Genomic DNA, 25,272 nt, shown 5'->3' with positions numbered 1-25,272 from the left:
CCCGGTGCTCAGATGAGGCAGGTGCACCGTCGGCTCGCCATCCGCCACCTCGAGAAGAAGCATGTGGTCACCATTCAGACGAGCTGCGTCTGCTCGCAGAGTAACTGGCTCGACATATTCGCCACAGTCCTCGACGGCCACGGGACGTCCGAGTTCCGCACCGGTCAGGTGCGCATGTGGGCCTTCGGCGACGTCTTGACCGTCAGTAATGGTGGTGTCTGCCTTACGGAACAGAATGCTGGCGATGGCATAGAGCTCTACGTCTACTGAGACTGACCCTGGAGAGTCTAAATGCACTGGGCCTACATTCAGTGGATCCCGGAAGTGGAAGGCGCCCACGAGCTCACGGTATCCGCAGATCACGCACACAAGCGGTGCGCGAAAAATCCGAGAACACAGACGTTGTCGTTGACTGTGACGTGAAGCTTCCTGAGGAGCTGCGGCACGCCGTTTGGGGAGAAAGTAAGGGTTCCGTTATGGTTGCGGCTCGCCGTATTGCTCTGGATGTCGTTCCTTGCGGAGGTGCTGCTCCACCCACTACATAGGTGAGGCCATCTAGTCCCCTACTCGACTGGAAAGGAGAATCGAGAATGCCGATTATTGCTGTAGAGATCCAGGTCCTCGAGCGCATGCAGCAGAACCTTCGCGACCACCTGAAGCGTGCAGGTATCCCGGAATATTCCTGGAAGGAGCAGCGCGCTGGTTTCGAGGTTTGGCATGCGGAGCATCGCGAAGGCGAGACGTGGATCATCTGGCACACGTTAGACGATGTTGGTTATCAGGACGCAGAGCGTAAGGGACTGGAGTTCTGTGCTGTCGTCCTTCAGGAACATTACTGGGTGAAACTCGATATGCCCGGCATGTACACCAACGTGAACCGGCCGACGCTGCGTGTTCTGTACCGCTTGTCGTGGCTCAAGTAGAGCAGTCCTAGACGGATCTCGGCCCGGTTCGACTCCGAGCTAGGGCGCTACTGAACTACTCAGGGTCACGCAGTAGGGGGGAACCACATCCGCCGACCGTGGACGCGGTAACCAGAAATGAGCCGCCGAACACTGCTCGCAAGACGGCTGCGACGCCACCGTTCCCGGGCGCGTATACGGCTACATCAAATCCTGCAGGATTTTCCAGAACTCAGATCTCGTTGCACAGTCGCATCTCGCGAACCCATACGGCGCCGGCTGCGTCGAGTCCGAGAAACAAGGGGGGTGAGGGCGGGAGTGTCCTTACACTCCTCGCTCTCACCCCCCTTGTTCATGCCCGGTTCGAGTATCGCGGCGCTTCGAAATGCGCGGCAATGCGCCCCTTGTGCCGTGCCTCGCACATCATCGGCCCCCTCAACTTCCCCATCATCATCACCGACGGAGTCGACGTGAACGACCGAAGCGCACCAGTGCATGGCCGCAAGACTGCTTCGCGAATGATCCCGCGCCCGCATCAGGAAGAGGCGCTGCGGGCCATTCGTGAGATCTCCGAAGGCCGGGCACTGGTCGTTATGGCCTGTGGGACAGGGAAGTCCCTTGTAGCGCGTGAAACGGCCAACGCGCGCGCAGCGAGCACGGTCCTGGTGACCGTGCCGACCCTCGCTCTTGCCGAGCAGATCTACCGGGGCTGGGCCTCGCGCTTTCCCTGCGGCCTGGATGCCCTGATCATCTGCTCGGATTCCGCTGTAGGGGGCGCCGCTGCCCCAGTCACAGTCGAGCCTGGTCGGATCGCCGACTTCCTTGCCCCGCGCCAGTCCACGCGGATGCGCCTTCTGATCTCCACTTACCATTCAGTGGGGCGAATAGCTGAGGCGTATGCACTGCGCGCGTTGCCGCCGCTCGACCTCGTCGTGCTGGACGAGGCCCACCACACTGCCGGGCGCACAGGAAAGGCTTATTCCACCGTTCTCGACAATGCGAAGATCCCTGCGGTTTTCCGCCTTTCGCTGACTGCGACCAGCCGTATCCACGAGGGCTCCGACGGTACGACAGACATCGTGTCGATGGATGACGAAGAGCTGTACGGGAAGCGCGTTTACGAGCTTTCCTTCGGCAGTGCCATCCAGCGGAAACTGCTTGCCGACTACGAAGTTGCCATCGTGCTGGTTTCGGATCAGGACGTCCACGCGACCTTGCTCGCGCAGGACGGCCGCTCCCCTGCAAGCTCCAGGTCCAGCGACGCGGCGACCGTGGCCGTCCAGATCGCGCTGTCGCAGGCCATGCGCGAGCACGACCTCCGGCAGGTCATCGCCTTCCACAGCCGCGTAGCCCGCTCGAAGGCCTTCTCGGCGACCCTGGGGACGATCGGCGCGGCGTCGGCCAACGTGCGGATCACTTCCCTGCACATGGACGGCAGGACCCCGGCGGCCACCCGGAACTCCCAGCTGGAGATGCTCGCCAGCCCCGCGCACGGCCACCGGGTCGTCCTGAACAACGTCCGCACCCTGACCGAGGGTTTGGACGTCGACAGCGTCGACGGGATCTGCCTGGTAGACCCGAAGTCGTCGCAGACCGACATCGTGCAGGCAGTCGGGCGAGCGCTGCGCCTCCACCCCGATCACGATCGCCCCGCGCTGATTCTCCTCCCCGTCTACGTCGCACCCGGCGAGAGTCCGCAGGCCGTCCTGGAAGCCGGCTCCTTCCGGCACGTGTGGCGGGTCCTGGCGACCCTCCGCGACCAGGACGAGCGCATGGACGCCGCGTTGACCACCGCGCGGCGGCGCCTCAGCAGTGACGCGGCCGAGAACACGTGCGCCGCCCGCACCGTGTTGCCGGAGAAGGTGAGGATCTACGGCAGCACGAACATCAATGCCAGTTTCGTGGCGGCTCTCGGAGTGCATGTCCTGGAGAACACAACCGAGGACTGGTATCACTTCTACGGGCTGTTGGAGCGGTACGCGGCCACGCACGGCCACTCCGCTGTGCCCACGTCCACCGAGCCCGGAACCTTGGAGAGCTGGGCTGCTCGTCAGCGCGGTCTGTACGCCGTCGGCAAGCTGCTGCCGATGCGCGCGGCGCTGTTGGAGGCGCAGCCCGGATGGACGTGGCGGCTTGCCGAGTTCAAGCGCGAGCTCGGCCGGTCCGAGCTTGAGCGATTCGTTGCTGAGCATGGCCATGCCCGGGTGCCGCGCGGCTACACCGTGCCGGATACCGGATACCGGCTGGACAACTTCGTCACCCTGGCACGCAACCGGTACAAGGCGAGCCAGATGGAGACTGAGGAGATTGCCTACTACGAGGCGCTTCCGAGCTGGATGTGGCATGGCCACGACGCGAAGTTCGAGGCGTTCCTCCAGCATCTCGACGCGTTCATCGCCGAGCACAAGCACGCCCGGGTTCCACAGGCGTACAAGGTGGAGAAGGACGGCATCGTCTTCGCTCTCGGTCAAACCGTCACCAGGAAGCGCACCGACTACCGCAAGGGCACCTTGCCTCCCGCGCAGGCCGAGGCCCTGGAAGAACGCCCTGAGTGGGTCTGGGACGGCATCGCCGCTCAGTGGGAAGCGAGTTTTGACGTTCTCGCGGCCTGGGCGGCCGAGCACGGCGATATCAAGGTGCCCTTTGACCAGTCGATCAACGGCATTGGTATCTACCGGTGGATGCTCCAGCAGAAGAAGCTGATCCGGGAGGGGAAGCAGCCCGAGGGCCGCCGCCATCGTTTGGAGGCTCTACCAGGCTGGTCCATGAGTTGACCGGAGAGGCGCCGGACAGTGCTGGCTGGATGTACCCGATACCCGCCCGGCAAATGATCTCCGCACCGGGATGCGCGATGAGCCAGGCCGCGAAGGCCCGGAAGCGTGCCACGTCGGTTCGGCAAACTAATTCAACGGGAGGGCAAACGTCTCGACGGGTGTCGCCAGCATCGGCTCGGCGGGAAGCTTGATCACATCAGAGTGGGTTACCACAAACCCCTCGCCGACCCAAGGAGGACACGAGGAAAGTGGCTCGTCGAGAAGGGGTGAACTCACTCTGCCAAGATCACAATGGTCCACCGGTGAACTGACGCATTGGCGACCAACTGGCCGGTCGGGGCGTGGTGTTGTGAACATGGTGCGAAATTTGCCGAGTGCCGGATGAGCCATGCCGGGAACCGGGATGTGTGCACCCCCGGCACGACCGTCATGAGGAAGGTGCGCTTCTGCGCTGGCGCACGGTCAACTGGTGCAATGCCAACAGGTGTCAATGGTCAGTTTGTGCACCGGTGAAATGGCTTCGCCCGCACCATATGCCTAGCGTTGTCGATGCAAGCCCGGCCCACCGCCGGACGAGTGAGGCACAAGCCGAACTCGCCCGCAAGAAAGCCGGACAGGCCAGCGGCGAGCTGGCCCGGTGAGCGGCAACGAACGCGCCGCATGCACCAAGAGGCGGGCGCCAGAGGGTGGCTCCAACCACCGTCCCTGCACCCGCTCTCGCCAGCGCTAAAAAACCAGGCCTCTGCCAGGGCCCGTGCATAACGACTCTCAGCAGGGTCACCACCAGCAGATCTGAGGATGAAGAACCACTGGGGCCTTCCACCGGCTTGTTCGAGCACATCGGCGGCGCTCAGAATAGATCGGCGCGCGGCGTGAGAACAGCGCGGCCGCTGGACTTGCATGAGAGAGGGCCCCCCGAGCCAGACGGGGCGAACTGCATGACCTCCAAGCACGCGACGGACCGGCCGGCACCGCGCACCACTCACTGCCGATACTTCTGGGCCCAGCCGGACCGTACGAAGGACCTCGGCGCAGCCGGGCAGAGCGACTAGCGCCCGGCCACGCCCGACGGCGCGTCCGAGCCGGTCGCGGATTTACCAGATCCATGGCCGGCGCTTCCGCCCGGGGAAGATCTGCTTCCCCCGGGCGGAAGCGCGCGGCAGGAGCGAGGTGAGCTTCCAGCAGACTGCTCCTGCCGCGCCGCAGTGGAGAACGATTGCGTCTCACTGTTTCGAGGCATGTGTCGCAGCCAATACGCCCCCTGGCAGCGCAAACCTCCCGGATCTCGCATATGAAGGAGCGCACCGATGGTCCACCCCCACCCAGAAGCGTCCAACTCTGGCGAGTTCAAGGGCTTCGACGAAGCCCGGCGCATTATGTGGGGCCATGAGGCTCGTACCCGCGTGTATGAGCAGTTTGAGCAGACGAGCTTCATAGGTGACACGAATGTCGCAGCGGTCCACGTCGACAACACCACCAGGGCAGACCGTGTGTTCCTCACAGCATTCGACAAGGTCGGCCAGAAGGTCGGCGTCGACACGCTCTACATCGACGAGCCGAATCAACGCCTCGACATCGTCGCCGAGTTCGACCACGATTTCACCGGCATGGACGTCGTGCCGGACTCTCAGCTTGACCGGGCCATCTCTCGCGAGAACGGCTGGGTCGTCAACCTGAGGTCACTGCGCGAGTACAACTCCTTGGCTGATCGCCGAGCCACGCAGCGCGCGGTGTTCCTGGCGCATCTGCAGGACATGTTAAGGAGCGGTGACGTCCGCGGATTCCTGTTTGGCCGGGGAGAGTCCGATGACACTGATGCGGCGTGAGAGACCACGATCTCGTACCTCAGACAACCCCGCCGGCAGCCTGGCCGACGGGATTGTCTGATCTCTGACGCTGTTACAGTGCTGCATTTTCGCAACAGGGGCGGGGCGACGGCGGCCAAGACAGGTCCGTTGACAGAGGGGCTCAGCACATTTGACTCGGGCGTCGAACGCGGGCCGAGTGCTTTGCGGGGAGACAAGCCGTGGACCGGCTCACACCGGTCCCGGGTGACGCCTCGCGGTGAGCCCTACGAGGCCACGCAGTTCATCTTCGGCACCTTCGACTTCCAGGCGCAGCAACCATGAGCGAACCGCTGAGCATGGAGGACCTCACGGTCAAGTTCCACAGTGGCCGCACCGGCGTCTGCCGCGGCGAGACCACGATCTGGGCAGGCTCTCAGTGCGTACTGGCCGCAGGTGAGTACCTGATCGGATGGCCGGTGCGGCGGGGCCGAGGGACCGTGGCGGCACCGATAGCAAGGGGGTTGGATAGTGGCGGATGAATCCAAGACCGGTGGCGCGGCAGACCGGCGGTATCCGCGGGGGCCGGTGGGCTGGCTGCTGCGGCGCGGGCATCGCATTCCTGGGTTTCGTGACCTGCATCGCGCTCCTGGTCACGGCGTTGTGGACGGTGGGGTTGTGGTTTCGCGTACTGGCCGACGAGAACGGGCACGCCTATGAAGGTGTTTTGGGTGTGGCGGTGAGGACGCTGTGGAACGGCGGAGGAGCCCTGGCCCTGGTTGCCGCCAGGCTCGGCACCTGGGCTCTGGCCCTCACCGCACCGTTGTGGATCTCGGCGGCCGTCCTCGAACACCGACGGCGCTGGGACACCTCAGCACTGCACGACTGATTACGACGCCCGTGATCATCGGCCAGTCCGGCGGATCGGTGCGTTGCGATTCCGTCAGCCTCACGGGCAACAGCCCCAGTCAAGAACACCTACTGAGGGAAGTCTCTACCGCGTCGTCCAGCCTTTGGACCCGGCTGGGTTGCAGATCGCGACCCTCGTCCCCACCGGGTGGATCACGCTTCTGGCCCTGCACGAAGAAGCAGATGGCGTCGCCGACCAGGATGAAGCGATGAACCGCTGGCTGGACATCCAGAACCTTCCCTCGACCTCGAGCAGCGACTGGGTGGCAGAGCCCAAGACAGGACCGAAGCATGAACGCCTCCGCCAATTCCAGACTCACACTGGACGACGTCCTCGATCTGAGCACAGCGCTCGATCTCGTCGATGCGAAGATCGAGCTGCTCAGCGAGTACAAGCTCGAATACCCGCAGGACTACGCGCCGGATGGCATCCGGTTCATTAACGACGAGGTCGAGCAGCTGCACCAGCTGCGCACGCGACTGATGGACCTGCAGGCCGCCGGGAAGCAGAGCCCTCCGCCTGAGAAGACGACGATGCCCTCACCGCCTCGTGGCGATCAGGGCATCGAATCAGGCTCGGTATGCGACAGTGCCGCCCTACCGGGTCGTCACACCGGGGGGATGGGCAGCGAAACCCACGCGTAGTTCAGATCCGGATGCTGGATCTTGTTCGTGTCGATCAGATACCGATCGGCGCCCCGGTCGTCCCCGAGATCGCGGTGAGCGTATCGCCTGGCTTGATGGTATATGGCTTCGCCTTCGGCGCGGGCTTCGCCTCGGCCGGTGCGCCCGATCCGTTGGGCTTGTCCTCGTCGCCGCGACCCGGCGTCGGACCCTGAATTGCCCCGTTCTCGTCCCGCTTCCCCGTGCCGCCCTCGCTCGGCTGCTGTGCAGCGCTGCCGCCTCCGGCGTTCTTCTCGCCGGGATTCACCGGTGCCTCGACCGGAGCGTGATTGCTCTGCAGTGCCTGGATGAAGCCACCGTCGGACGTCGCGAGCTGCGTCAGGCCCCATCCGGCGAAGAGCGCTCCGCTCGCCATGACGCTGGCGGCGATGACGAATCCGTTGCCGAAGCCCATCGGGCCGGCGTGACTCCCGGAAGCTGCTCTCGTCTGAGACGACTGCTGACTGGCCTATGAATTGTAGCCGTCATCCCTGTTCTGACTCCTCTTCGAATCGCCCGTACAGCCATTTTTGCCCGCCATCGGCATTCTACTCATAACTGAACAGGAGTTGGTACGATAAGGGATTGAATGGCAATCCGAATCCTGTCTTATGGCTCCCAATGGACTCCTGAGTCAACGACCGCCAGACCGAACGAAGGAACCGCATCACCATGGCCAACTACTCCATCTCCGCCAGCCAGATCACCGAGGGCAAGAACGTCTTCATCCGCGGGAAGCTCGGCTTCGCCGTACTTGCCCGCCTCATCGAGGGCGCGGAGCTCGTTGCCAGTGATCAGCGCAAGACGACGAACGGCATGAACCCCGTCGGCAAGCCGCACACCACCGCGACGATCACTGACGCCGAGGTCCAGTTCGCCGATCCGGACAACCCCACCCCTGAAGAGCAGTTCGTCTCCGAGCGCCGCTACAACTCCCCGAAGCGGCCCGAAACCGGACCCAACTACTCCATCGACTCCAAGGGCAGCACCCTGCCGGTCATTGCGATCCCCTCTCCGAAGGGCGACGGCACCTACGACCAGGACGAGTCCGGCCAGGAGCTCGCGCCGGGCCTCGATGTCACGCTCGTGCTGCGCACCTACAAGCCGAAGGACTTCAACAACCGCGGCCTGGCCCTCGAACAGGTGATCGTCCACGAGGCGCCGCGCTACTTCAAAGCCGGCGGCGTCGACCAGGCTGAGCTGGCTGCGCGTGGCATCGTGCTCAACGGCACGCCGCGCCCGGTTCAGGCCACTCCTGCCGGCGCAGCCCCCGCCGCCGCCGCCGTCCCGGTGGCGACCGAGGCCGAGGACGGCCTGGCCTTCCCGGCCCCGCAGCCGGCGTCCGCATCTGTGGCCGCGCAGGCTCCGGTTCAGGCTCCGGCGACCGCCGTGGCTGCGCCCGTCGCTGCTGCTCCTGCTCCTGATGCTGTTCCGGCCGCAGCTCCCGCTCCGGCTCCTGCCCAGCAGGAGACCCTGGAGGAGAAGCTCGCCCGTCTTGAGGCCGAGAACGCCTCCCTCAAGGACGCCGGTTCGCCCGTGGGCTCGCCCGTGGCCACCGGCCCCTGGAACGGCTCCGGCCCGGCCCAGCAGGCCGGGATCACCTATCAGGGCTGATCCACGCTGAACAGCGATGAGACCCCCGTACTCGCATCCGTGCAGTACGGGGGTCCTGTTTTTCTTGTCCTCTCCTGACGCCTCCGATCGAAAGCGTGCGTTCCTCGATGACTCCGGCCGACCCCCGCGCCTGGTTCCCGCAGTTCTACGGCAACCCCGCGATCCGCATTCTCGCCAGTGTCTGTCGGTGGACCATCTCCGGACAGATCGGGGAAGAGACCCCCGGAGATCCCACCAAGCCGCCGAAGCGCAAGGCCCCGATCGACGTACGGCACCTGCTCGACGGCTGCACGTCCAGCTGCAAGCACGTCGGCCCACTACGCGGAGCCTTCGCCCTGGACGAGACCTGCCTGCTCACCCTCGACGAACTCACCGCGGCGATACCGAACGCCGCGAACACCGCCTTCTACCTCCAAGCCCAGACTGACGGGCTGTTCGTCCTCGACATCGAGGCCGACTGCCCGCCAGGTGTGGCCGCAGACCTGTTGCGGCTGCCGGGCATTTTCTACGCGGAGCTGTCGATGTCCGGCCAGGGCTTCCATCTCCTTATGCCGCTGCCGAAGAACTTCCACGACTTCCCCGTGGCCGCCGGCAAGCGAGTCCTGCGTGAGGAACACGGCTGGTACGAGCTGCTCCTGGACCACTGGTCGACCTTCACCCGCCAGCCGGTGCCCGATCGCATCGTCGCTCAGGGCAACGCAGCAACTAGCGCGCCGGCCTTCGTCTCCATCGAGGACCTCTACGCGCAGCTGGCCGTGAACGTCAGCGACAGCTCCGGTGCTTCAGCGTCTGCGGTCGACACCGCCGAGGACATGCCCGACATCCCGTACTCACAGGCGATCGTCGAGCAGACCCTGGCCAGTGCACACCATCAGCTTCGGGATCCCGGCGATTTCAACCACGACATGTCCCGCTGGGAGTTCTCGGTTCTCGCGTCGCTCTACGGCTGGATGCGGACGCAACTGCGCGCCTACAGCGCCCTCGGCGTCAAGTACTCGACGGGCGATACCGCGTGGTTGCTCTACAAGGCGGCGCTGGACGTCATCCCTGCGCGCCCCAAGCACAGCGAGCGGCGCAACGGCCGGCCCTTCCTCCTCGACCGAGCGGCTGCGCTCGTGGCCGACCGCGAGGCCCGTTCCTCGTCGACCCACTGACGCTCTGTACCTGTTCTGCTGCTTCTGCTCCTGGTTCATCTGCTGCCTCCGGCAGCGGGTGGGGTGGGTGACGGGTGCTGCGGCGGGGCCGAGCACAGGTCGGGGACCGTGCTGGATCGCGCGGAGCGCGATCGGGTGGCGATGTGCAGCGGGGATCCATCGCCACCAATGGTGGGAGTGCAGGTCTCCGCCGAGTTCCGACGGCGCGGCCCGCGCCGCAGGACCGTTCACGGCCTATGCAGCCTCGGCGACGCCGAGAGCAGCAGCGCCGTGCTCCGACATCTCTTGTCTTTCTCTCTCTTCCTCGCCCGCGCACAGAAAAGACATCGACATGAAGTTCAACGACACCCTGACGACCCTCATCAAGCAGTCACTTGAGGTCGGCGCGACGCCCGCTCTCATGGGCGAACCCGGTATCGGCAAGTCCAGCTTCGTCGAGGACCTGGCCTACTCCATGGGCACGCGGGCTTTCACGCTGCCGTGCAACCAGCTCGCCGACAAGGCCGACCTCACCGGTGCGCGTCTGGTGCTGTACACCAAGGACGACGGCACTCAGAGCTACAAGCAGGTCTTCTACCCGCACCAGGTGATCCAGGAGTGCATCGACTACGCCGAGAAGAACACGCGCGAGTGGCCGATCCTCTTCCTCGACGAGATCAACCGCACCACCTCCGACGTCACCTCCGGCGCGCTGACCCTGGTCACGCTGCGCCGCATGGGGTACGTCGAGCTGCCCAAGAACGTCCGCATCGTCGTGGCCGGCAACGACAGGGGCAACGTCACCTCGCTCGACGAGGCAAGCCTGTCCCGCTTCGCGATCTTCCACGTCGAGCCCGACGCCGCCACCCTCATGTCCGTTCTCGGCGACAACATGAACCCCTGGGTGAAGACGGTGCTCACGCAGTACCCCGGGCTCATCTTCCAGAAGTCGACACCCGAGGCCATCGTCGCCGACGGCCAGGACGACGACGACAACGGCAACGTCACGATGGCCGATCTGTTCGACGGCGGCGAGGAGATGAACCAGCTCACCACGCCGCGCACCATCGACAACCTGTCGAAGTGGCTCAACGCGGCCGACCCGCAGCAGCTGGCGCAGTACCTGGCCACCCCGATCCAGATCGGCGACCGCGAGACCTCGCTGCTGAACGAGGCCATCGAGGCCTACGTCGGAGACACCATGTTCACCACGCACCTCGTGGCCACCATCTCCCAGGACCTGGCGAACAACGCCGGCGGCGTGCAGCAGAACCGGGTGAACGTCCCGAAGCCGAACTGCTACCAGAGCCTGAAGGCCTCAGCGACCATGACCGACATGGCCGCGGTCATCGCGACGCTGACCGACAACGAGAAGTCCGGGTCGCTGCTGTACGCGCTCAAGGAGAGCAAGGACAACGCGCGCCTCATCGAGCAGCTGGCCCAGGCCATCACCCAGATCGAGCCGGAGCACACCCGCACGCTCATCGAGATGGTGACCAGCCAGCAGATCGACCGCCAGAACCTGGAGGCCTTCATGGAGATCAACGCTCCGATCGTCAACCAGGCCAAGCCGGTCCTCTCGGCCTTCCTCTGATCGCTCGCTCACTGGTGGTGGGGACCGCCGCGGTGCAGTCCTTGCTGCAACTCCCACCACCGGCGGCGCTCTGCCGCTGCCTTGTCCTCAGAAGGAGACCACGACCCATGACGATCACCGTCACGAACCAGAAACCGGCCGTACTCGACGCACTGCACACCATCTCGTGCACCGGTGATTACGACCCGATGCCGGCGATCCAGCAGACCCTCATCGACCCGCTGCTGGAGCCGTTGAACCCCAACGCCCCGGCGAGCATCACCGACGCCCAGGGCGCTGATCTGACGGACGGCATCCCGGATCTGGTCCTGAGCTGCCTCGGCGACACGCTGAACGTGGCCAGCGAGCAGACCGTCAAGGAGCTGCTCGGGCAGACCCTGATCAACTTCGACCAGGGCACACCGCTGCCGGTCGCCGAGCTCTTCGCCGTCCAGGCCGGACAGCAGAACAAGATGCCCGCGCCCTCCCCGCGGGTGCTCTACACCGCGCAGGCTGATGTCCTCCCGGCCGCGAAGGCTCTGCTGGCGGGGACCGGTGACGAGAGCGCCTTCTTCGCCTCGATCGCCTACGCCTTCCACCCTGACACCCTCGGGTTCTGGTTCCAGTCCTCCGCGGCCTTCGACGACTTCAAGATCTGGCTGTCCCAGCAGATACAGACGATGGCCAGTGCGTTGCCGCCGGCCACCACCAAGCTGCTCAACGACTTCACGGCCCTGTCCCTGAAGGGGCTCACCGAGTCGCTGCTGGTGCGCAAGGACGACTCTGACGCCAACGATGAGCACTCCTTCGCCCGCGTGCTCGTGCACATGCTCATGAACTACGTCGAGCATCAGCGGGCCCAGGCCAGCCAGCAGAACACTGCCCTGGACACCGGCGTCCTGCCGTTCACGGCCGGGGAGCTGTTCTGCCCGCGCTCCCTCGTCCTGGTCAACGTCGAGGCCCATGCCCGAGCCACCGCGGCGAAGATCACGGAGGAGTGGAACCTCATCAACCAGTCGCTGGCTTCGCCGGTGAAGGTCGTCTCGAACACGTCGCTGTCCAAGCTCACATCGCTGCCACGGGCAGCCGCCCGGGCCGCTGCCCTGGGAGCCAAGCAGCAACCGGGCCAGCCTGGCAGCCGTAGCGCCCAGGTGGCGTTCCGCAAGCAGCCGCCGAGCAAGCTCGACCTGCTTAAGGATATCACCCGGGTGCTGCGCCGGATGGGCAAGGTCAACAAGTCACAGAACATCTTCCGCACAACGAAGGCGACCTTCCTCAAGGCCAACCGCCGGAACCCGGATGACTTCAACAAGCCCGGCCGGATCACCTCGGTGCAGTACATGCCGGACCTGCACATCTACATCGACACCTCCGGTTCGATCTCGGAGGAGAACTACCAGGAGGCGGTCATGATGCTCATTCGGATCGCCAAGAAGCTCAACATCAACCTGTACTTCAACTCGTTCAGCCACTTCCTGTCCCAGGAGGTGATGCTGCGCACGGAGAACAAGTCGACGACTCGGATCTGGAAGGAGTTCCGCAGGATCCCGAAGGTGTCGGGCGGAACGGAGTACACGCAGATCTGGCAGTACATCAACGCCAGCCGCGTGCGCCAGCGCAGGCTCTCGCTCATGGTCACCGACTTCGACTGGCTGCCGCCGTCCACGCGTCAGGACCACCCGAAGAACCTGTACTACGCACCGTGCTCCGCCATGGACTGGTCGTTCATGGTTGACCTGGCAAAACGCTACGCCGACTCGATGCAGCACATCGATCCGAGCATCCGGCAGAGGCTCCTCGGCATGGTCGTCTGACCCTGCTGCCACCCCAAGAACCGCCAAGAGGGGTGCCGTGCAACCAACTCCCCTGAGCGGCACTGCTCTTGGCGACTCCTGCCTCTCTCTTGTCCATCCAACCCCTGCTCGGCCGGTACAAAGGAACCATCGATGCGAATCCCCACGGATGTGCTCGCAGCCCTGTCGGGCCGTACCAAGACTGATGGCGTCGCCTGATGCTCGTCGGCCCCGCTTGGCTCCCACCCTGTACAAGCACGTCAACGAGGTCCTCGAAGCGGTCGGCGGTCGATGGACGAAGACCGAGGGTGCGCACCTCGTTCCCCACTGACGCTGCCGAGGCGCTCGCTCGCACCGGTGAGGTCGTGATCCTGCATTGCTACGCCCCGCACCATATGCCGAGGTGCGCGATGGCGTACTTGGTCGCCGAGCCGCCGTCGTCGACGGCTTCTGTCAATGGCCAGGAGTTCACCCCCGGTGGTGGACAGCAGGACCCATGCACTGGCGGACAGGGAGCTTTGCAGTTCCGCCGTCAGGCTTCGAGTGGTTCGTCACTCAGGAAACAGTCGTCAAGCTGACCGCAAACCCGGAAGAGAACTGAAGACTATGAAGCTGTGGCAGGTGACCCGCACGGACGGCTGGGGGCGCGAGGAGTATGACGCCGTCGTCGTCCGTGCCGAGAACGAGGACGAGGCACTGCGTACCGTCTGCGGTGGCCCCAGCAGAGACCCCGCACTGGCATCTATTCAGTACTTCGATGACGAGCCGTTGCCGGGGTTCCGCCTCGATCGGTCCAACGCCAAGGTCGAGGTGCTTACTTCCGAGGGGCCACCTGGCGTGGTCATTGGCAGCTTCAACGCCGCGTAACCCGTGCTGAACACGAAAGCCAGCCTGGCCTGCGCGCGACCTCCCTACGCAGGGCGCGGGAGAACTCGGAAACCCGGCCGGTATCGCCGCGGAGATCTTCGCTGATCTTCGCAAGGCGATCGCCGCTTTCGAAGAGGTTGCCGCCGCGCTCACCAAGCCTGCGCCCACCACCGTGCCTGGCGATATCGAGGTCAGCTGACCATGCCGCTCCTCGAAGACCGTCAAGAGAAGTGCCGCTCTTGACGACTCCTGACTTTCTCTATCGCTCATCCATATCCCTGCTCGGGACACCGTGGCGCATCCGCCCAGCGCGCCACCACGCCGAGCGACCCGCACCGAAGGAGGACCCGGTGGGTCTCAGCAACTTCACACCCGGCGGCTCCGACGAGGACAAGGGCAACGGCGGTGGCGGCAGCTTCCCTCCGCAGTTCCCGTCCGTGGGACGGCCGTCCAGCGGTGGCAGCGCCGATGACGTCAAGGAGCTCCTCGTCGACTACAACGAGAAGTTCAAGAACGCCGATCCGACCATGTTCCGTGACACGCTCATCGGGCAGGTTCTCTCGGTCATCATCAGCAAGACCAAGCCCAACGCTCTGCTGGTCGGTTCCGCCGGCGTCGGCAAGACGAAAATCGTCGAGGACATTGCACGGCGCATCGCGCTCGGCGACGCCCTCATTCCCGACCAGCTCAAGGACTACACGATCTACGAGCTGCCCATCACCAACATCATCGCCGGGACCGGCATAGTCGGCTCGCTGGAGGAGAAGGTCAAGGCGATCGTCGAGTTCGCCTCGGACCCCAAGAACAAGGCCATCCTGTTCATGGACGAGATCCACCAGATCACCGGAGGGTCCGGCAGCCATGGCGACGCCGTCGGCCGCAAGATCTCGCAGATCCTCAAGCCGGCCCTGGCCCGCGGCGACATGTCCGTCATCGGTGCGACCACCAGCACGGAGTCTCGTGCCTTCGATGAGGACCCGGCCTTCGCCCGTCGCTTCACCCGGCTCATCGTCGACGAGCTGAGCGTGGAGCAGACACTGGCCGTGATGACCACGGTCCGGCCCGGCCTGATGGCGCACTACCGTCACCAGATCGGGGTCTCCGACGACGTCCTGGCCTCGGTGGTGCAGATCGCCGAAGCGAACTCTCGGGCTGGCCAGCACCGTCCGGACAACGCCATTACGCTGCTCGACCGGGCGATGGCTGACCGGGTCCTGGAGCAGAAGAAGCTCATCGTCCAGGCCGAGGTCGCCGGCGACACGGCGCTCGCGCAGACCTTGCGGTCCATCCCGCAGGTGCCGCTGACGAGCACCCGTGTGCTCAATGTGGCCAAGCGCCTGATGACCGGAAACGCCCAGCGCAAGGACCTCGACGTTGCCGCGCTGAGCGCCACGCTCACCAGCCGCCTGCAGGGCCAGGACGACGTGCTCGCCAAGCTCACGGACCGTCTGGCCCGCGAAGAGCTCGACCTGTTCCCGACGAAGACGCCCACGACGTGGCTGTTCGCCGGGGCCTCGGGTGTGGGTAAGACCGAGGCGGTCAAGATCATCGCTGAGGAGACGACCGGCACCGAGCCGATCATCCTCAACCTGACCGAATTCCACAGCGAGTGGTCGACGTCGAAGATCATCGGCGCACCTCCCGGCTATGTCGGATCGGACTCCAACCAGGAGCTCCCGTTCGACACGCTGGAGTCCAACCCCCACCGGGTGATTTTGCTCGACGAGTTCGAGAAGGCCGACAAGGCCGTTCAGCGCTTGTTCCTCTCGGCATTCGACGAAGGCTACATCCGCAATGCCCATGGCAAGATGCTGGACTTCTCCAAGGCCCTGGTCATCTGCACGACCAACGCCGCCCGTGATTCGCTCGACGGCAAGATGATCGGCTTCGGCAACAACCCGAAGACCATCTCGAACCAGAGCCTCAACAAGGCACTGGAGCAGTTCTTCGACGCCGAGCTGCTGGGCCGGTTCTCACTGGTCGTGGGGTTCAACCCCATCGACCGGCAGACCTACCGGCAGATCATGGCCGCCGACTACGAGCGGCAGCGTGAACGGATCGTCGAGGCCAAGCCGCGGCTGGCCCAGGCGCTTCCCGCGTCGATGCCCGACGACGAGCTGTGCGCCATCGAAGAGACCACCTACGTGGACTCCCAGGGTGCGCGGCCGGCGCGCAAGGCAGTTCGCACCTGGATCGAGGACTACCTGCTCGCTACCCAGACCGGCGGCACAGCCTCGGCATCCCCCTCGGATGACTGAGCAGCCGTCCATATCGCACCGAGCGCTCCCGTTCCGGATGTTCCGGACAGGCGCGCTCGGCGTCAAGTCCGTCGACGACATCACAGCGGCGCTGGCCCGGCCCTGACCAGCATCGCGGGGGCGAACACGCTCCCGCGTCGGGCGGCCGGGCCTGGATCAGACAGCGGCCGCCGCCGGCCCGGCCCCGAAGGGCCGGGCCGGTGCCACCCACCGAACAGGAAGAGACATGGCCGAGGAGATCCGGAGCACCGCAGGGCGCCCGATCGGGGCACGCGGTCTGAAGACTCGCAGCCAACTGCTGCTCTGTCTCAAGGAGTTGCTGGCCGAGCACGGCTATCACGCGACGAGAGTGATCGATGTCGCCCGTCGCGCGCGTACCTCGCCCGCGACCTTCTATCAGTACTTCGCAGACGTCGACGCGGCCGCCCTGGAGCTGGCCCGGCCCGTGGCGCAGGAAGGAAGCGACGGACTGATCTACGCGGAGATCGGCAGTTGGTGGGGCGGCGGGCGTCACGCGGCCGGGAGTACGGTGGACGCCTTCTTCGCGTTCTGGCGGGAGCACGAGGTGGTCCTGCGGGTGGTCGACCTGCGGGCGGCCGAGGACGACAGCCGGTTCGCCGAGATCCGCCGCCGCATACTCTCCGGTCTCCTGGGGCACTTGGAGTACGCGATCACCGCTCGTCCGTCATCATCCGGCGCGACGGACGACTCCTTCGCCGCGGCCGAGGCGCTGACGGTGCTGCTTGCCGCGGCCGCCGGGCACCAAAACCCCGAGACAGCGGACTCACAGGTGGTTCGCCAGATGCTGGTCGAACTCATCGCCCGGGCCGTGTCCGGCGGAACCGTCGCCGTCCAGCTGCCGACTGCGTGACCCGTCAGGGACGCGAGTCGAGCACGCGATGTCCGACCGGCGACACGCTCGCGGTAGTGACGTGGTGCGCTAACCCCGGCCCAGACGGGCCGGGTACCTGCCACAACCTTCTCGGGAGTACCGCGTTGGCCGTTACCGCCAATGTGATCGACACGCTGATCGGGCGGCCACGGGCCAGCGACGGCTCGGGCCAGCCCGCACCTGGCCGGACCGCCCTTCCCCACCAGACGACTTCGGCGCCCCGCCTCCCGGCCGGGCACCACTGATTCCACTGCCCATGGGCCGTGCAAAGGACGTCCGTCATGCCACTGTCGCTCTCTCAGCTCGAGAGGCACCTGCTGGGCGCCGCCGAGGTGCTGCGCGGCCCGCTGAGCCCGCACCAATAGCAGGACTATCTGCTGCCGTTCGTTTCCTGAAGCACGCCAGCGACGTACCTCGCCCCCACGCCCTCATTGCTCAGAAAGGGAGGACAGCCATGTCCACCATGCTCCCCAAACCTCTGCTCCAAGAGCACCGAAAGCGAGCCATGGAGCTCTCCGCCGCGGCCCGAACGAACCTCACCGCCCATGTCCGGAGCACCGATGAACTCCGCGAACTGGGCCTCATGCTTGGCCTGATCGAGGTTGATTCCGCAGGATTCCTCGTCACGGCCTGTCCCTGGGATCTCGATGCCGACGATGCTGCCGTCGATGGAACCGACCGGCGCCGCTCGTAGTCGACCTCGACGTGAGGTGAGCTGCCGCTGATGAACGACCGCGCGCCTGGGTAGCGCGCGGTGTCCGGGGCGTGGCTTCGCCACATACCCCGGACTCAGGGGCCTAACGGCCCCTGACGGGTGGGTTGAGAGGAACACGGGCGGGGCTCGTCGGCTGACGAGAGCCCCGCCCGTGTTCGTACCTGCGCCCCCATGGCCCAGCCCTGTCGCTGTGCTCTTCGCTCACCTCCGAGCATTCGACTTGCTGTTAATCTCTTGTCGGAATTGCTATGCGGCGTCATTTATGCCTTCTGTAAATCCGCCTCTCAATCCACTCAAGAAAGGCAGCGACATGCCTGTCCTGCTTGATGACCTCGACCTTTCGGCCAATGCCGTTGCTCAGAAGGCCGTCGACCCGAAGTTCTTCTCCTCGAAGCTCACCGGCAACGGCAAGAAGATCGGCCTGCTCAACGAGTCCCTGCTGCCGATCAACACTGCCACCAACACCGCCTACGCCATGGCCGCCGACATCGAGGTCAAGCAGAGCTCGACGCAGCACGACATCACCACGACGTCAATCCCGCTCGCGCCGATCACGCGCCGCGCCCTGAACGCCGGCGGGTCCTTCACCCTGCCGAGCCCGCACGCCGACGACCGCTTCGCTGTCGACACTTCGTCCAGCCGGTTCGACGTCTGGGACATCGTCTTCGACATGATCCCGCAGGCTCTCGTGTTCTACGAGGACAAGTCCGGCGGCAAGTCCACGCGCGACCTCGTCATCCAGTACCGGATGGAGCTGTACTTCTTCAAGAAGGGGCTGCCCGAGCCGGAGCACGCGACCGCCATCCCGCACTCGGTCGGCTACGGCAACCACGATGCCGCCGTCTTCCTGCAGTGGGACACCAGCCCGCTGGAGAACGCCCGTGACTACGTCCAGGACGTGCTCACATCCGCCGGCCTGGCGGCCTCCAACCTCGGCGATGAGTTCGACGCGTGGATGCGCCAGTACTCGATCTACGAGCGCATCACGGGCCTAGCCCAGATCTGGGACTCCGAGGCGATCGCCGACGAAGTCTGCCGCTACATCCAGGACATGCCCGCGGGCCCGACGGAGCAGCATCTGAACATGCTCGCCGTCCAGCTGCGCTACCTGGAAAACTACAACGTCCCGCTGGAGGCCTACCACCAGATCCACAAGTATCTGGATGCGACCTTCTCCGGCCAGATCGCCACGAAGCTGTCGAAGCAGAACCTCAGCCTGCTGATGAACCACACGCTCGACCACCTGGAGCAGATGAAGGCTCAGCTGATCGTGCCTGCGCAGCCGACCACGCCTCCGAATCTGCCGCCCCACCTGTCCAAGCAGCAGCTCGACGCACTCACCACGCACGAGCCGCTGGTGATGACGCAGGCGGGAGCCGGCACCGGCAAGTCGACTGTCATCCTCGAACGGATCAAGTACCTCGAAGCCTGCGGCGTCGCCGCCTCGGACATCACGGTGCTCTCGTTCACCAACGCCGCAGCCGACAACATCACGGAGAAGAACCCGGACGTCGGCTCGATGACGATCGCCAAGATGATCATCGATATCTACTCGATGAACCATCCGAGACACAAGGTCTCGGCGATCGACACCATCATCAACTCGATCGACATCTTCTACCCCAACAGCCAGTTCGCCGCGATGTTCCGCCAGCGCCTGCTCGAGGTCGACCAGCACAGGACCGGCGCGTTCACGGCCCTGAACACCTTCGTCGAGGGCCACTTCGACGAGGTGATCGCCCTGCTCGACCGCATCGAGCAGACGTCGCTGGAGCTACAGATCATCATCTGCTACCAGAAGATCGACGACATGGCCGAGCCGGCCCACGTGCAGTCGAAGTACCTCATCATCGACGAGGTGCAGGACAACAGCGTGTTTGAGTTCATCTACGTGCTGAAGTACATCACCAAGCACGCTCAGTCCCTGTTCATCGTCGGCGATGCCTCGCAGACGCTGTACGAGTTCCGCTCGGCGAACCCGCGTGCGCTCAACACGCTGGAGGACTCGGGCGTCTTCGCGACCTTCAAGCTCACGACGAACTACCGGAGCAACCAGGAGATCCTGGATTTCGCAAACGTCGTGCTCGGCGGACTGGAGACCAACCAGTTCGCCAACATCCAGCTGCAGGCGAACTCGCTCGCAATTCCCACGGCCGACTCGTTCCAGGAGAAGGTCACCCTGGAGTACCGCGAGGTGGCCAGACTCACCTCGTTCGTCACCCAGGACCTGCAGGCGATCGTGCGCAACACAGTCATCCCCGACTACGTGGACAAGTGCCTGGACCGGGGCGAGCAGGTGGCCTTCCTTGCCTACTCGCGCCGCGAGGTGTCCTTGATCCAGGATGTGCTCGAAAAGCGCTACCCGGACCGCCGCGTCGCCTCTCTGGTCAGCGATCGTGTCTACGCCACGGACATCTTCTCGAAGTACATCAAGTTCTTCTGGAACGACGTCCTGCAGGCACCGCCGGCCAACGCCGCGTTCGTGGTCTCCCAGGGGATCAAGGACAACATGGACAAGCTGACAAAGAACGCCGCCAACGCCAACGTCAAGAAGGCGATCTGGCGCACGATCTCCGAGTGGTGGATCGAGAACAGCGCGACCATCAACGGCTGGACCACGCTCTGCCACCAGGGCACGCTCACGCACAAGACGTTCTTCGATCGGCTGCGCGACAACCTGCTCTCCTTCGAGATTCAGCGGAACCAGCAGAAGCTGAACATCAACAAGCAGAAGAACCAGGAGCGCAAGCGGAAGAACCTCGAGTCCAAGGCCGACCTGGTCGTTTCGACGATCCACGGTGCCAAGGGTCTCGAATTCGACAACGCTGTCGTCCTCTACAGGGAGGACACGAAGATGACCCAAGACGCCAAGCGGATGTTCTACGTCGCCTTCACCCGTGCCATGAAGAGCCAGTACGTACTCGGCTACGGCACCGTGAAGAACCCGCCGATCCAGAGCAGTTACGAGCAGATCGTGACGGCTCTGGCCGAGCGTGACAAGAGGAAGGCCGCTCGCGCCCTCGGCATCGATCCGGACCTCCTGGACGACAACGACAGCGCTGCTCCCGGCAACACCGACGACCGCTCCGCGGTCACTGCGGCCGTCTGACCAACCGCCGCCACCCCATGCCGCAGGGGCGGGTGTTCTCGACGAGCGAGACACCCGCCCCTGCGGTTTTCCACATTGCACAAACCTACCTCGGCCAATGGACCATCCAGGGCGAGGTCCTCTTCGCCATAAACGCCCTGGCAGAACGCCAGGCGCAGCAAGCTGCACCCGCCCTGTCCCCCTCCCGCACAGCGACCTAGCTAGGCGGAACGGCGGTGTTTGAGCAGCGTCGGGCCTCGCCTCCCGCCTCCACCACGCTTTCCCTCCGAGAACAGGAATCCACCCATGGACTTTCCCGGCCTGGAACTGAAGATCCGCATGACGCTCGTGGCCGGCCCGGACGCGCGTGTCTTCGTCCCCGTGCGGCTGTACTACACGGACTCCGACCCGTACGCGGTGCAGTTCTCCTTTGACGTCACGCCCGACGAGGTGGTCCGGTGGACGTTCGCCCGGGAACTGCTCGACCAGGGCCTCATCACACCCGCTGGCATCGGGGACGTGAAGATCACTCCGATCGGTCCTCACCGAAACTGCGGCTTCAGCATCGAACTGGAATCCCCCGGCGGATACGCGCGCCTTGAAGGGCCGGCAGCTTCCGTGAAGGCATGGCTCGCCAAGACCTTCGAGGTCGTCCCCGCAGGTCGGGAGTCTGAATCCGTCGACATCGACAGCTTCCTCGACGAGCTTCTGACCCACTGAGCCAAGCACCGCCCCGCACGCCCGCAACGGGCGCAGCGCAAGAAGATCCGCGCCGCCATGTCACACGAGCGGCGCGCAGCAGCCTGAACGACCGCCTCGGCGACCGCGCCGCCGTCTACCTCGTGATCGACCGTCTCCCTCTCGATGGAGCACTACTTCGCCAACGGCTCGGTCCAGCGGCTGAGCGACCAGATCCTCAGCCTGTCCGCGCACTTGGACGACGACGGCAAGGTCCCGGTCAGCTTCTCCTCCACCAAAAAACACTCCATCGCGTGAGGCGGCCTCTTCCGGCGTCGGCAGGTCTTCGTCGACGTCGAACTCGGCGCCCACCAAGGCCGCATCGCCCAACTGCACAAGCATGGAGGAACGCACTACCGCCCGGCCATGGAGGCCGTGCTCGACCAATACCACGCCTCCAGCGCATACAAGGCCTCGTCGCCGGCCTTCGTCGTCTTCCAGACTGACGGCGCCCCGTAGGACGTGGTGGAGACCACCGATTTCCTCCAGTCCACCCAGGACGAGAACGTGCACTGGGAGTTCGTCCCGTTCGGCGAAGCGGGATAGTTCAGCATCCTCTCCGGTCTTCCGGGCAACACCGGCGTCAGTGCCGTCGGGTCCAACCCGCTGGCCCTGTCGAACGCAGAGCACTACAACCGTCTGGCCTCGGGCCTTCCCGAGCCTGACACGCGACGGGCGGCCGCTCGACCAGCGCGCGACCGGCCGCTCGCCCCCCGTACCCCAACGCCACCACTCCTAAGGACACATCGTGCGCTCCATCGCCGTGCGGCCGGTCATCGCGACCGCGACCACCGTCATCACCACAGCTCTCACCCTCGCCGGATGCGCGGACCCCGACACCGACCTCGACCACGGCAAGGTCATCGACAAGCGCAGCCGGGCCGCCGAAGGCCCCGTCTACGATCAGATCGCGCGGCCGGCCCCCTGCCGATTCACGCGTACTCAGATGCTCCGGACCACGCTCGCCAAGCCGGGGCCCAAGCCCCGGCCCAAGCCGCCCACTGACACGAGCGATGACCAGCCGGACGCACCGCAGCCGCCGCGCACCGACACCTCGAAGAAGAACCCTCCCCGCTCGACACCGAGTGCCCGCACGCCCGACAAAGGCGGCTCTTCTGCACCGTGCGGGACCACCACCGTGCGCGTCTTCAAGGGATACAAGACACCCGCGAAGTGGGAGCTGCGATTGAAGGACGGCAATGCGACCGACTGGGAGACTGTCTCGCGCGAGGAGTACGACAGCGTCGACATCGGCGACCGCTTCTGAACTGAACGACCCAATGGTATCGCCGGTCCTGCGTCGACTCGCGGCATGACGCAGGACCCTACGACCACGCGGCCGCGGAGACCAGTGACGTTCAACCCCGCTGCGAACCTGGCGCCGCGCCGCCAACACGCCTGATGCCGGCCACCGTCACCCTCACCGAGTCCGCGCTCGATGAGGGCAAAGGCGTCTACCGCCCGGACAGCAGCGTGCTGCCCATCCGTTGAGCACCTCTGTGCTGCCACCACCACCCACATACTCCCGCGAAAGCGAGAAGTCTTCATGCCCGCATCCACGATCGTCGCCTCCGGCGGGGAGTTCCGTCTCTACGGGGACTCCGTGCAGACCTTCGCTGACCTGCCCGTAGCCACCTACACGATCTCCTTCTCCAAGGTGGCCGGCTACAGCCTGCGCCAGACGGAGGCGCTGGCATCCGCCGAGGAGACCGTCTACGGCAACCACGCCTCCCGTGTACAGCGGATCGTTACCGGCTACTCTGCCATGGACCGCTCGCTCGGCGTCATCCTCTCCGGCGACAAGGGCATGGGTAAGAGCCTCATGCTCCGACTGCTCGCCGAGCGGATGCGCGAGGAACACCACCTGCCCACCGTGCTCGTACAGCACGACATGCCGGGGCTCGCCACCTTCCTCGACGAGCTGGGCGAAGTTGTCGTCGTCTTCGACGAGTTCGAGAAGATCTTCTCCAACGAGGACGACGAGTCGCAGAACCAGTTCCTGAGTCTGTTCGACGGGCTGAGCACGACGAAGCGCCTCTACGTTCTGTCGGTCAACGAGCTGCACCGCGTCAACGATTACATGCTCAACCGTCCCGGCCGCTTCCACTACCACATGCGCTTCGCCTACCCCGAGCCCGAGACGGTGGCCACCTACCTGCGCGACCAGGTGCCCGGAGTGGCCGAGAAGCAGGTGGCCGAGATCGTCGACTTCTCCCGGAAGTACGACATCAACTTCGACCACCTGCGGGCGATCGCCTTCGAGCTGCGCCTGGGCGAGTCGTTCGCTGAGGTGATCGGTGACCTGAACATCAAGCGCAGCGAGCACGACGGCTCGCGGATCGAGGCCCACATCGTCTGGAAGAACGGCGACACCGATGTCTTCGACGGCCGTGTCGATCTGTTCAACAGCGACAGCCTGCAGACCATCAACGACTGGGGCACCGGCACCGGACTGCAGTTCCGCATGCGCGACGCCGCCCCGTCCGAGGACGGCTACCTGCTCCCGGATGGCGCCTTCACGCTCACCGACCTCCGTGACGAGGACGACAGGTCGCCCGACGACGAGAAGGACCTGCGTGCCGCCGCGGTGACCCTGCGCCGTCCCGTGAAGTACTCGATCGACTTCTGAGGACGCCCCCATCCGAACCGCCGAGGAGCCACTCCGATCTCCTCGGCGGTTCGCTGTCCGGCTCACGCGTTCCTGTGCAGAAAGCAGCCTTCGGCCATGTCCAAGTACCGCATCGTCTCCGAGCCCAATCCCGGCGCAGAGCATCGTGAGCCCCGAAGGGCCAACCTTTGCCACGCAAAGGCACGTCTCGTCACGCTCATCGACTCCGAGGGCCTGTTCTGGGCGACCAGGCGTGAGCTGATCTCCTTCGGCAACGACCTGCACTGAGCGCCATGCAGCCAGATCCGACCGTGCTGGTCGCCTGCCTGGCAGTCGCTGTGCTCGGCATCCTGTGCCTCGCCATCGGCGTTGGCCGTAAGCGGCGCTGGCGGGACCCCACCCGGCTTTTCAGCTGGTCCCAGAAGCTGCAGCTCATCCACCAGGCCAACGGCCGGTGCGAGCACAAGCCGCCCCTCTGGTTCCGGTGCCCGGCACCAGGGACCGAGGCTGATCACATACACCCCTGGAGCCGTGGCGGGCCGACTGAACTGTGGAACGGCCAGTTGCTCTGCCGCCGGCACAACCGGCGGAAGTCCAACCACGTGCCGAGCCCCCTCTACCGCTGGCGTCTCGGGCGCCGGCGCAAGAAGTACTGACCCCCGTCAGTAAGCGAAGTCTGAGGCACGGGTCTACCGGCACCCACGAGGCAGGGCACGTAACGGGCAGCCTAGGGCCTGTCCGGCGGATCATGTGACTGCTTCAGGTTCGGGTCGTTGGCATGTCCATGGGGCGGGGAGATCTCACGAACGAGGAATGGGTGCGGCTGAAGCCGCATCTGCCGAAGTCCGGGCAGCGGGGCGGCCGCTGGGAGGGTCATCGCAGGGTGATCAACGGGATTCTCTTCCGACAGCGCACCGGGGTGCCGTGGCGGGATCTGCCTGCGCGGTTCGGCAAGTGGAAG

General features: G+C 65.1%; 23 protein-coding genes. 22 read left to right on the top strand and 1 reads right to left on the bottom strand.

Annotated features, from left to right (window positions below; translation table 11 throughout):
- Nucleotides 1-12: 12 nt before the first annotated feature.
- From IG78_RS0129210 to IG78_RS0129180, 6 genes are all read left to right on the top strand, one after another.
- The gene (locus IG78_RS0129210) at nt 13-270 is read left to right on the top strand and encodes a hypothetical protein (protein ID WP_030568481.1); all 258 of its coding nucleotides are present in this window, start codon (nt 13-15) and stop codon (nt 268-270) included.
- Between the two features lie 320 nt (nt 271-590).
- A complete protein-coding gene (locus tag IG78_RS0129205; protein WP_030568480.1) occupies nt 591-923 on the top strand; it encodes a hypothetical protein in 333 nt (110 codons plus the stop codon).
- A gap of 449 nt (nt 924-1,372) precedes the next feature.
- A complete protein-coding gene (locus tag IG78_RS0129200; protein WP_159398272.1) occupies nt 1,373-3,676 on the top strand; it encodes a DEAD/DEAH box helicase in 2,304 nt (767 codons plus the stop codon).
- A gap of 1,307 nt (nt 3,677-4,983) precedes the next feature.
- A complete protein-coding gene (locus IG78_RS0129190; RefSeq protein WP_030568478.1) occupies nt 4,984-5,502 on the top strand; it encodes a hypothetical protein in 519 nt (172 codons plus the stop codon).
- 511 nt (nt 5,503-6,013) lie between these two features.
- Nucleotides 6,014-6,349: a hypothetical protein gene (locus IG78_RS0129185; protein ID WP_030568477.1), complete on the top strand. Its 336-nt coding sequence runs from the start codon at nt 6,014-6,016 to the stop codon at nt 6,347-6,349.
- 311 nt (nt 6,350-6,660) lie between these two features.
- Complete coding sequence (locus IG78_RS0129180) at nt 6,661-7,014, top strand: hypothetical protein (RefSeq protein WP_030568476.1); 354 nt, start codon at nt 6,661-6,663, stop codon at nt 7,012-7,014.
- Nucleotides 7,015-7,048: 34 nt separating this feature from the next.
- Here the strand turns inward: IG78_RS0129180 and IG78_RS0129175 are convergent, their stop codons facing one another.
- Nucleotides 7,049-7,447, bottom strand: coding sequence for a hypothetical protein (locus IG78_RS0129175; protein WP_030568475.1), 399 nt, complete (start codon nt 7,445-7,447; stop codon nt 7,049-7,051).
- 257 nt (nt 7,448-7,704) lie between these two features.
- Between IG78_RS0129175 and IG78_RS49485 the strand changes: the two genes are divergently transcribed.
- The 16 genes from IG78_RS49485 to IG78_RS0129080 form a co-directional block, all read left to right on the top strand.
- Nucleotides 7,705-8,646 carry a hypothetical protein gene (locus IG78_RS49485; protein ID WP_030568474.1) on the top strand — a complete coding sequence of 314 codons (942 nt, stop codon included), beginning with the start codon at nt 7,705-7,707 and terminating at the stop codon, nt 8,644-8,646.
- 95 nt (nt 8,647-8,741) lie between these two features.
- Nucleotides 8,742-9,800: a hypothetical protein gene (locus IG78_RS0129165; RefSeq protein ID WP_225882266.1), complete on the top strand. Its 1,059-nt coding sequence runs from the start codon at nt 8,742-8,744 to the stop codon at nt 9,798-9,800.
- A 331-nt stretch (nt 9,801-10,131) separates the two neighbouring features.
- Entirely contained in the window at nt 10,132-11,373 is a 1,242-nt protein-coding gene (locus tag IG78_RS0129160) for an AAA family ATPase (protein WP_030568471.1), read from the top strand.
- Nucleotides 11,374-11,480: 107 nt separating this feature from the next.
- Entirely contained in the window at nt 11,481-13,166 is a 1,686-nt protein-coding gene (locus IG78_RS0129155; RefSeq protein WP_030568469.1) for a vWA domain-containing protein, read from the top strand.
- A 585-nt stretch (nt 13,167-13,751) separates the two neighbouring features.
- A complete protein-coding gene (locus IG78_RS0129150; RefSeq protein ID WP_030568466.1) occupies nt 13,752-14,012 on the top strand; it encodes a hypothetical protein in 261 nt (86 codons plus the stop codon).
- A gap of 350 nt (nt 14,013-14,362) precedes the next feature.
- Nucleotides 14,363-16,270 (top strand): AAA family ATPase, encoded by a 1,908-nt coding sequence (locus IG78_RS0129145; RefSeq protein ID WP_030568464.1) that lies wholly within the window; start codon nt 14,363-14,365, stop codon nt 16,268-16,270.
- Nucleotides 16,271-16,496: 226 nt separating this feature from the next.
- Entirely contained in the window at nt 16,497-17,141 is a 645-nt protein-coding gene (locus IG78_RS0129140) for a TetR/AcrR family transcriptional regulator (RefSeq protein WP_030568462.1), read from the top strand.
- 475 nt (nt 17,142-17,616) lie between these two features.
- Nucleotides 17,617-17,856, top strand: coding sequence for a hypothetical protein (locus tag IG78_RS0129130; RefSeq protein ID WP_030568460.1), 240 nt, complete (start codon nt 17,617-17,619; stop codon nt 17,854-17,856).
- Nucleotides 17,857-18,187: 331 nt separating this feature from the next.
- Entirely contained in the window at nt 18,188-20,986 is a 2,799-nt protein-coding gene (locus IG78_RS44360) for an AAA family ATPase (protein WP_030568458.1), read from the top strand.
- A 285-nt stretch (nt 20,987-21,271) separates the two neighbouring features.
- Nucleotides 21,272-21,685 carry an SsgA family sporulation/cell division regulator gene (locus IG78_RS0129120; protein WP_030568456.1) on the top strand — a complete coding sequence of 138 codons (414 nt, stop codon included), beginning with the start codon at nt 21,272-21,274 and terminating at the stop codon, nt 21,683-21,685.
- A gap of 144 nt (nt 21,686-21,829) precedes the next feature.
- Nucleotides 21,830-21,961, top strand: coding sequence for a VWA domain-containing protein (locus IG78_RS46435; RefSeq protein ID WP_078965688.1), 132 nt, complete (start codon nt 21,830-21,832; stop codon nt 21,959-21,961).
- Nucleotides 21,962-22,451: 490 nt separating this feature from the next.
- Nucleotides 22,452-22,970: a hypothetical protein gene (locus IG78_RS0129105; protein ID WP_030568454.1), complete on the top strand. Its 519-nt coding sequence runs from the start codon at nt 22,452-22,454 to the stop codon at nt 22,968-22,970.
- 279 nt (nt 22,971-23,249) lie between these two features.
- Nucleotides 23,250-24,332, top strand: a complete 1,083-nt coding sequence (locus tag IG78_RS42835; protein ID WP_051853034.1) for an AAA family ATPase — start codon at nt 23,250-23,252, stop codon at nt 24,330-24,332.
- Between the two features lie 96 nt (nt 24,333-24,428).
- Nucleotides 24,429-24,599 carry a hypothetical protein gene (locus IG78_RS49480; protein WP_157855896.1) on the top strand — a complete coding sequence of 57 codons (171 nt, stop codon included), beginning with the start codon at nt 24,429-24,431 and terminating at the stop codon, nt 24,597-24,599.
- Nucleotides 24,600-24,604: 5 nt separating this feature from the next.
- Nucleotides 24,605-24,967 (top strand): HNH endonuclease, encoded by a 363-nt coding sequence (locus IG78_RS0129085; protein WP_037686657.1) that lies wholly within the window; start codon nt 24,605-24,607, stop codon nt 24,965-24,967.
- Nucleotides 24,968-25,095: 128 nt separating this feature from the next.
- A partial coding sequence (locus IG78_RS0129080; protein ID WP_030568555.1) for a transposase occupies nt 25,096-25,272 on the top strand: 177 nt, incomplete at its 3' end.

Source organism: Streptomyces aureocirculatus (assembly GCF_000720475.1).
GTDB classification, from domain to species: Bacteria; Actinomycetota; Actinomycetes; order Streptomycetales; family Streptomycetaceae; genus Streptomyces; species Streptomyces aureocirculatus.
This window is presented reverse-complemented; position numbering and strand designations above follow the sequence as displayed.

Excerpts from the sequence above, each read along its gene's own strand:
- IG78_RS44360 (WP_030568458.1), top strand. The coding sequence starts at position 18,188 with ATGCCTGTCCTGCTTGATGACCTCGACCTTTCGGCCAATGCCGTTGCT.
- IG78_RS0129155 (WP_030568469.1), top strand. The coding sequence starts at position 11,481 with ATGACGATCACCGTCACGAACCAGAAACCGGCCGTACTCGACGCACTG.
- IG78_RS46435 (WP_078965688.1), top strand. The coding sequence starts at position 21,830 with ATGGAGCACTACTTCGCCAACGGCTCGGTCCAGCGGCTGAGCGACCAG.
- IG78_RS0129180 (WP_030568476.1), top strand. The coding sequence starts at position 6,661 with ATGAACGCCTCCGCCAATTCCAGACTCACACTGGACGACGTCCTCGAT.
- IG78_RS0129140 (WP_030568462.1), top strand. The coding sequence starts at position 16,497 with ATGGCCGAGGAGATCCGGAGCACCGCAGGGCGCCCGATCGGGGCACGC.
- IG78_RS0129205 (WP_030568480.1), top strand. The coding sequence starts at position 591 with ATGCCGATTATTGCTGTAGAGATCCAGGTCCTCGAGCGCATGCAGCAG.
- IG78_RS0129120 (WP_030568456.1), top strand. The coding sequence starts at position 21,272 with ATGGACTTTCCCGGCCTGGAACTGAAGATCCGCATGACGCTCGTGGCC.
- IG78_RS42835 (WP_051853034.1), top strand. The coding sequence starts at position 23,250 with ATGCCCGCATCCACGATCGTCGCCTCCGGCGGGGAGTTCCGTCTCTAC.
- IG78_RS0129150 (WP_030568466.1), top strand. The coding sequence starts at position 13,752 with ATGAAGCTGTGGCAGGTGACCCGCACGGACGGCTGGGGGCGCGAGGAG.
- IG78_RS0129175 (WP_030568475.1), bottom strand. The coding sequence starts at position 7,447 with ATGGGCTTCGGCAACGGATTCGTCATCGCCGCCAGCGTCATGGCGAGC.
- IG78_RS0129160 (WP_030568471.1), top strand. The coding sequence starts at position 10,132 with ATGAAGTTCAACGACACCCTGACGACCCTCATCAAGCAGTCACTTGAG.
- IG78_RS0129190 (WP_030568478.1), top strand. The coding sequence starts at position 4,984 with ATGGTCCACCCCCACCCAGAAGCGTCCAACTCTGGCGAGTTCAAGGGC.
- IG78_RS49485 (WP_030568474.1), top strand. The coding sequence starts at position 7,705 with ATGGCCAACTACTCCATCTCCGCCAGCCAGATCACCGAGGGCAAGAAC.
- IG78_RS0129130 (WP_030568460.1), top strand. The coding sequence starts at position 17,617 with ATGTCCACCATGCTCCCCAAACCTCTGCTCCAAGAGCACCGAAAGCGA.
- IG78_RS49480 (WP_157855896.1), top strand. The coding sequence starts at position 24,429 with ATGTCCAAGTACCGCATCGTCTCCGAGCCCAATCCCGGCGCAGAGCAT.
- IG78_RS0129085 (WP_037686657.1), top strand. The coding sequence starts at position 24,605 with ATGCAGCCAGATCCGACCGTGCTGGTCGCCTGCCTGGCAGTCGCTGTG.
- IG78_RS0129210 (WP_030568481.1), top strand. The coding sequence starts at position 13 with ATGAGGCAGGTGCACCGTCGGCTCGCCATCCGCCACCTCGAGAAGAAG.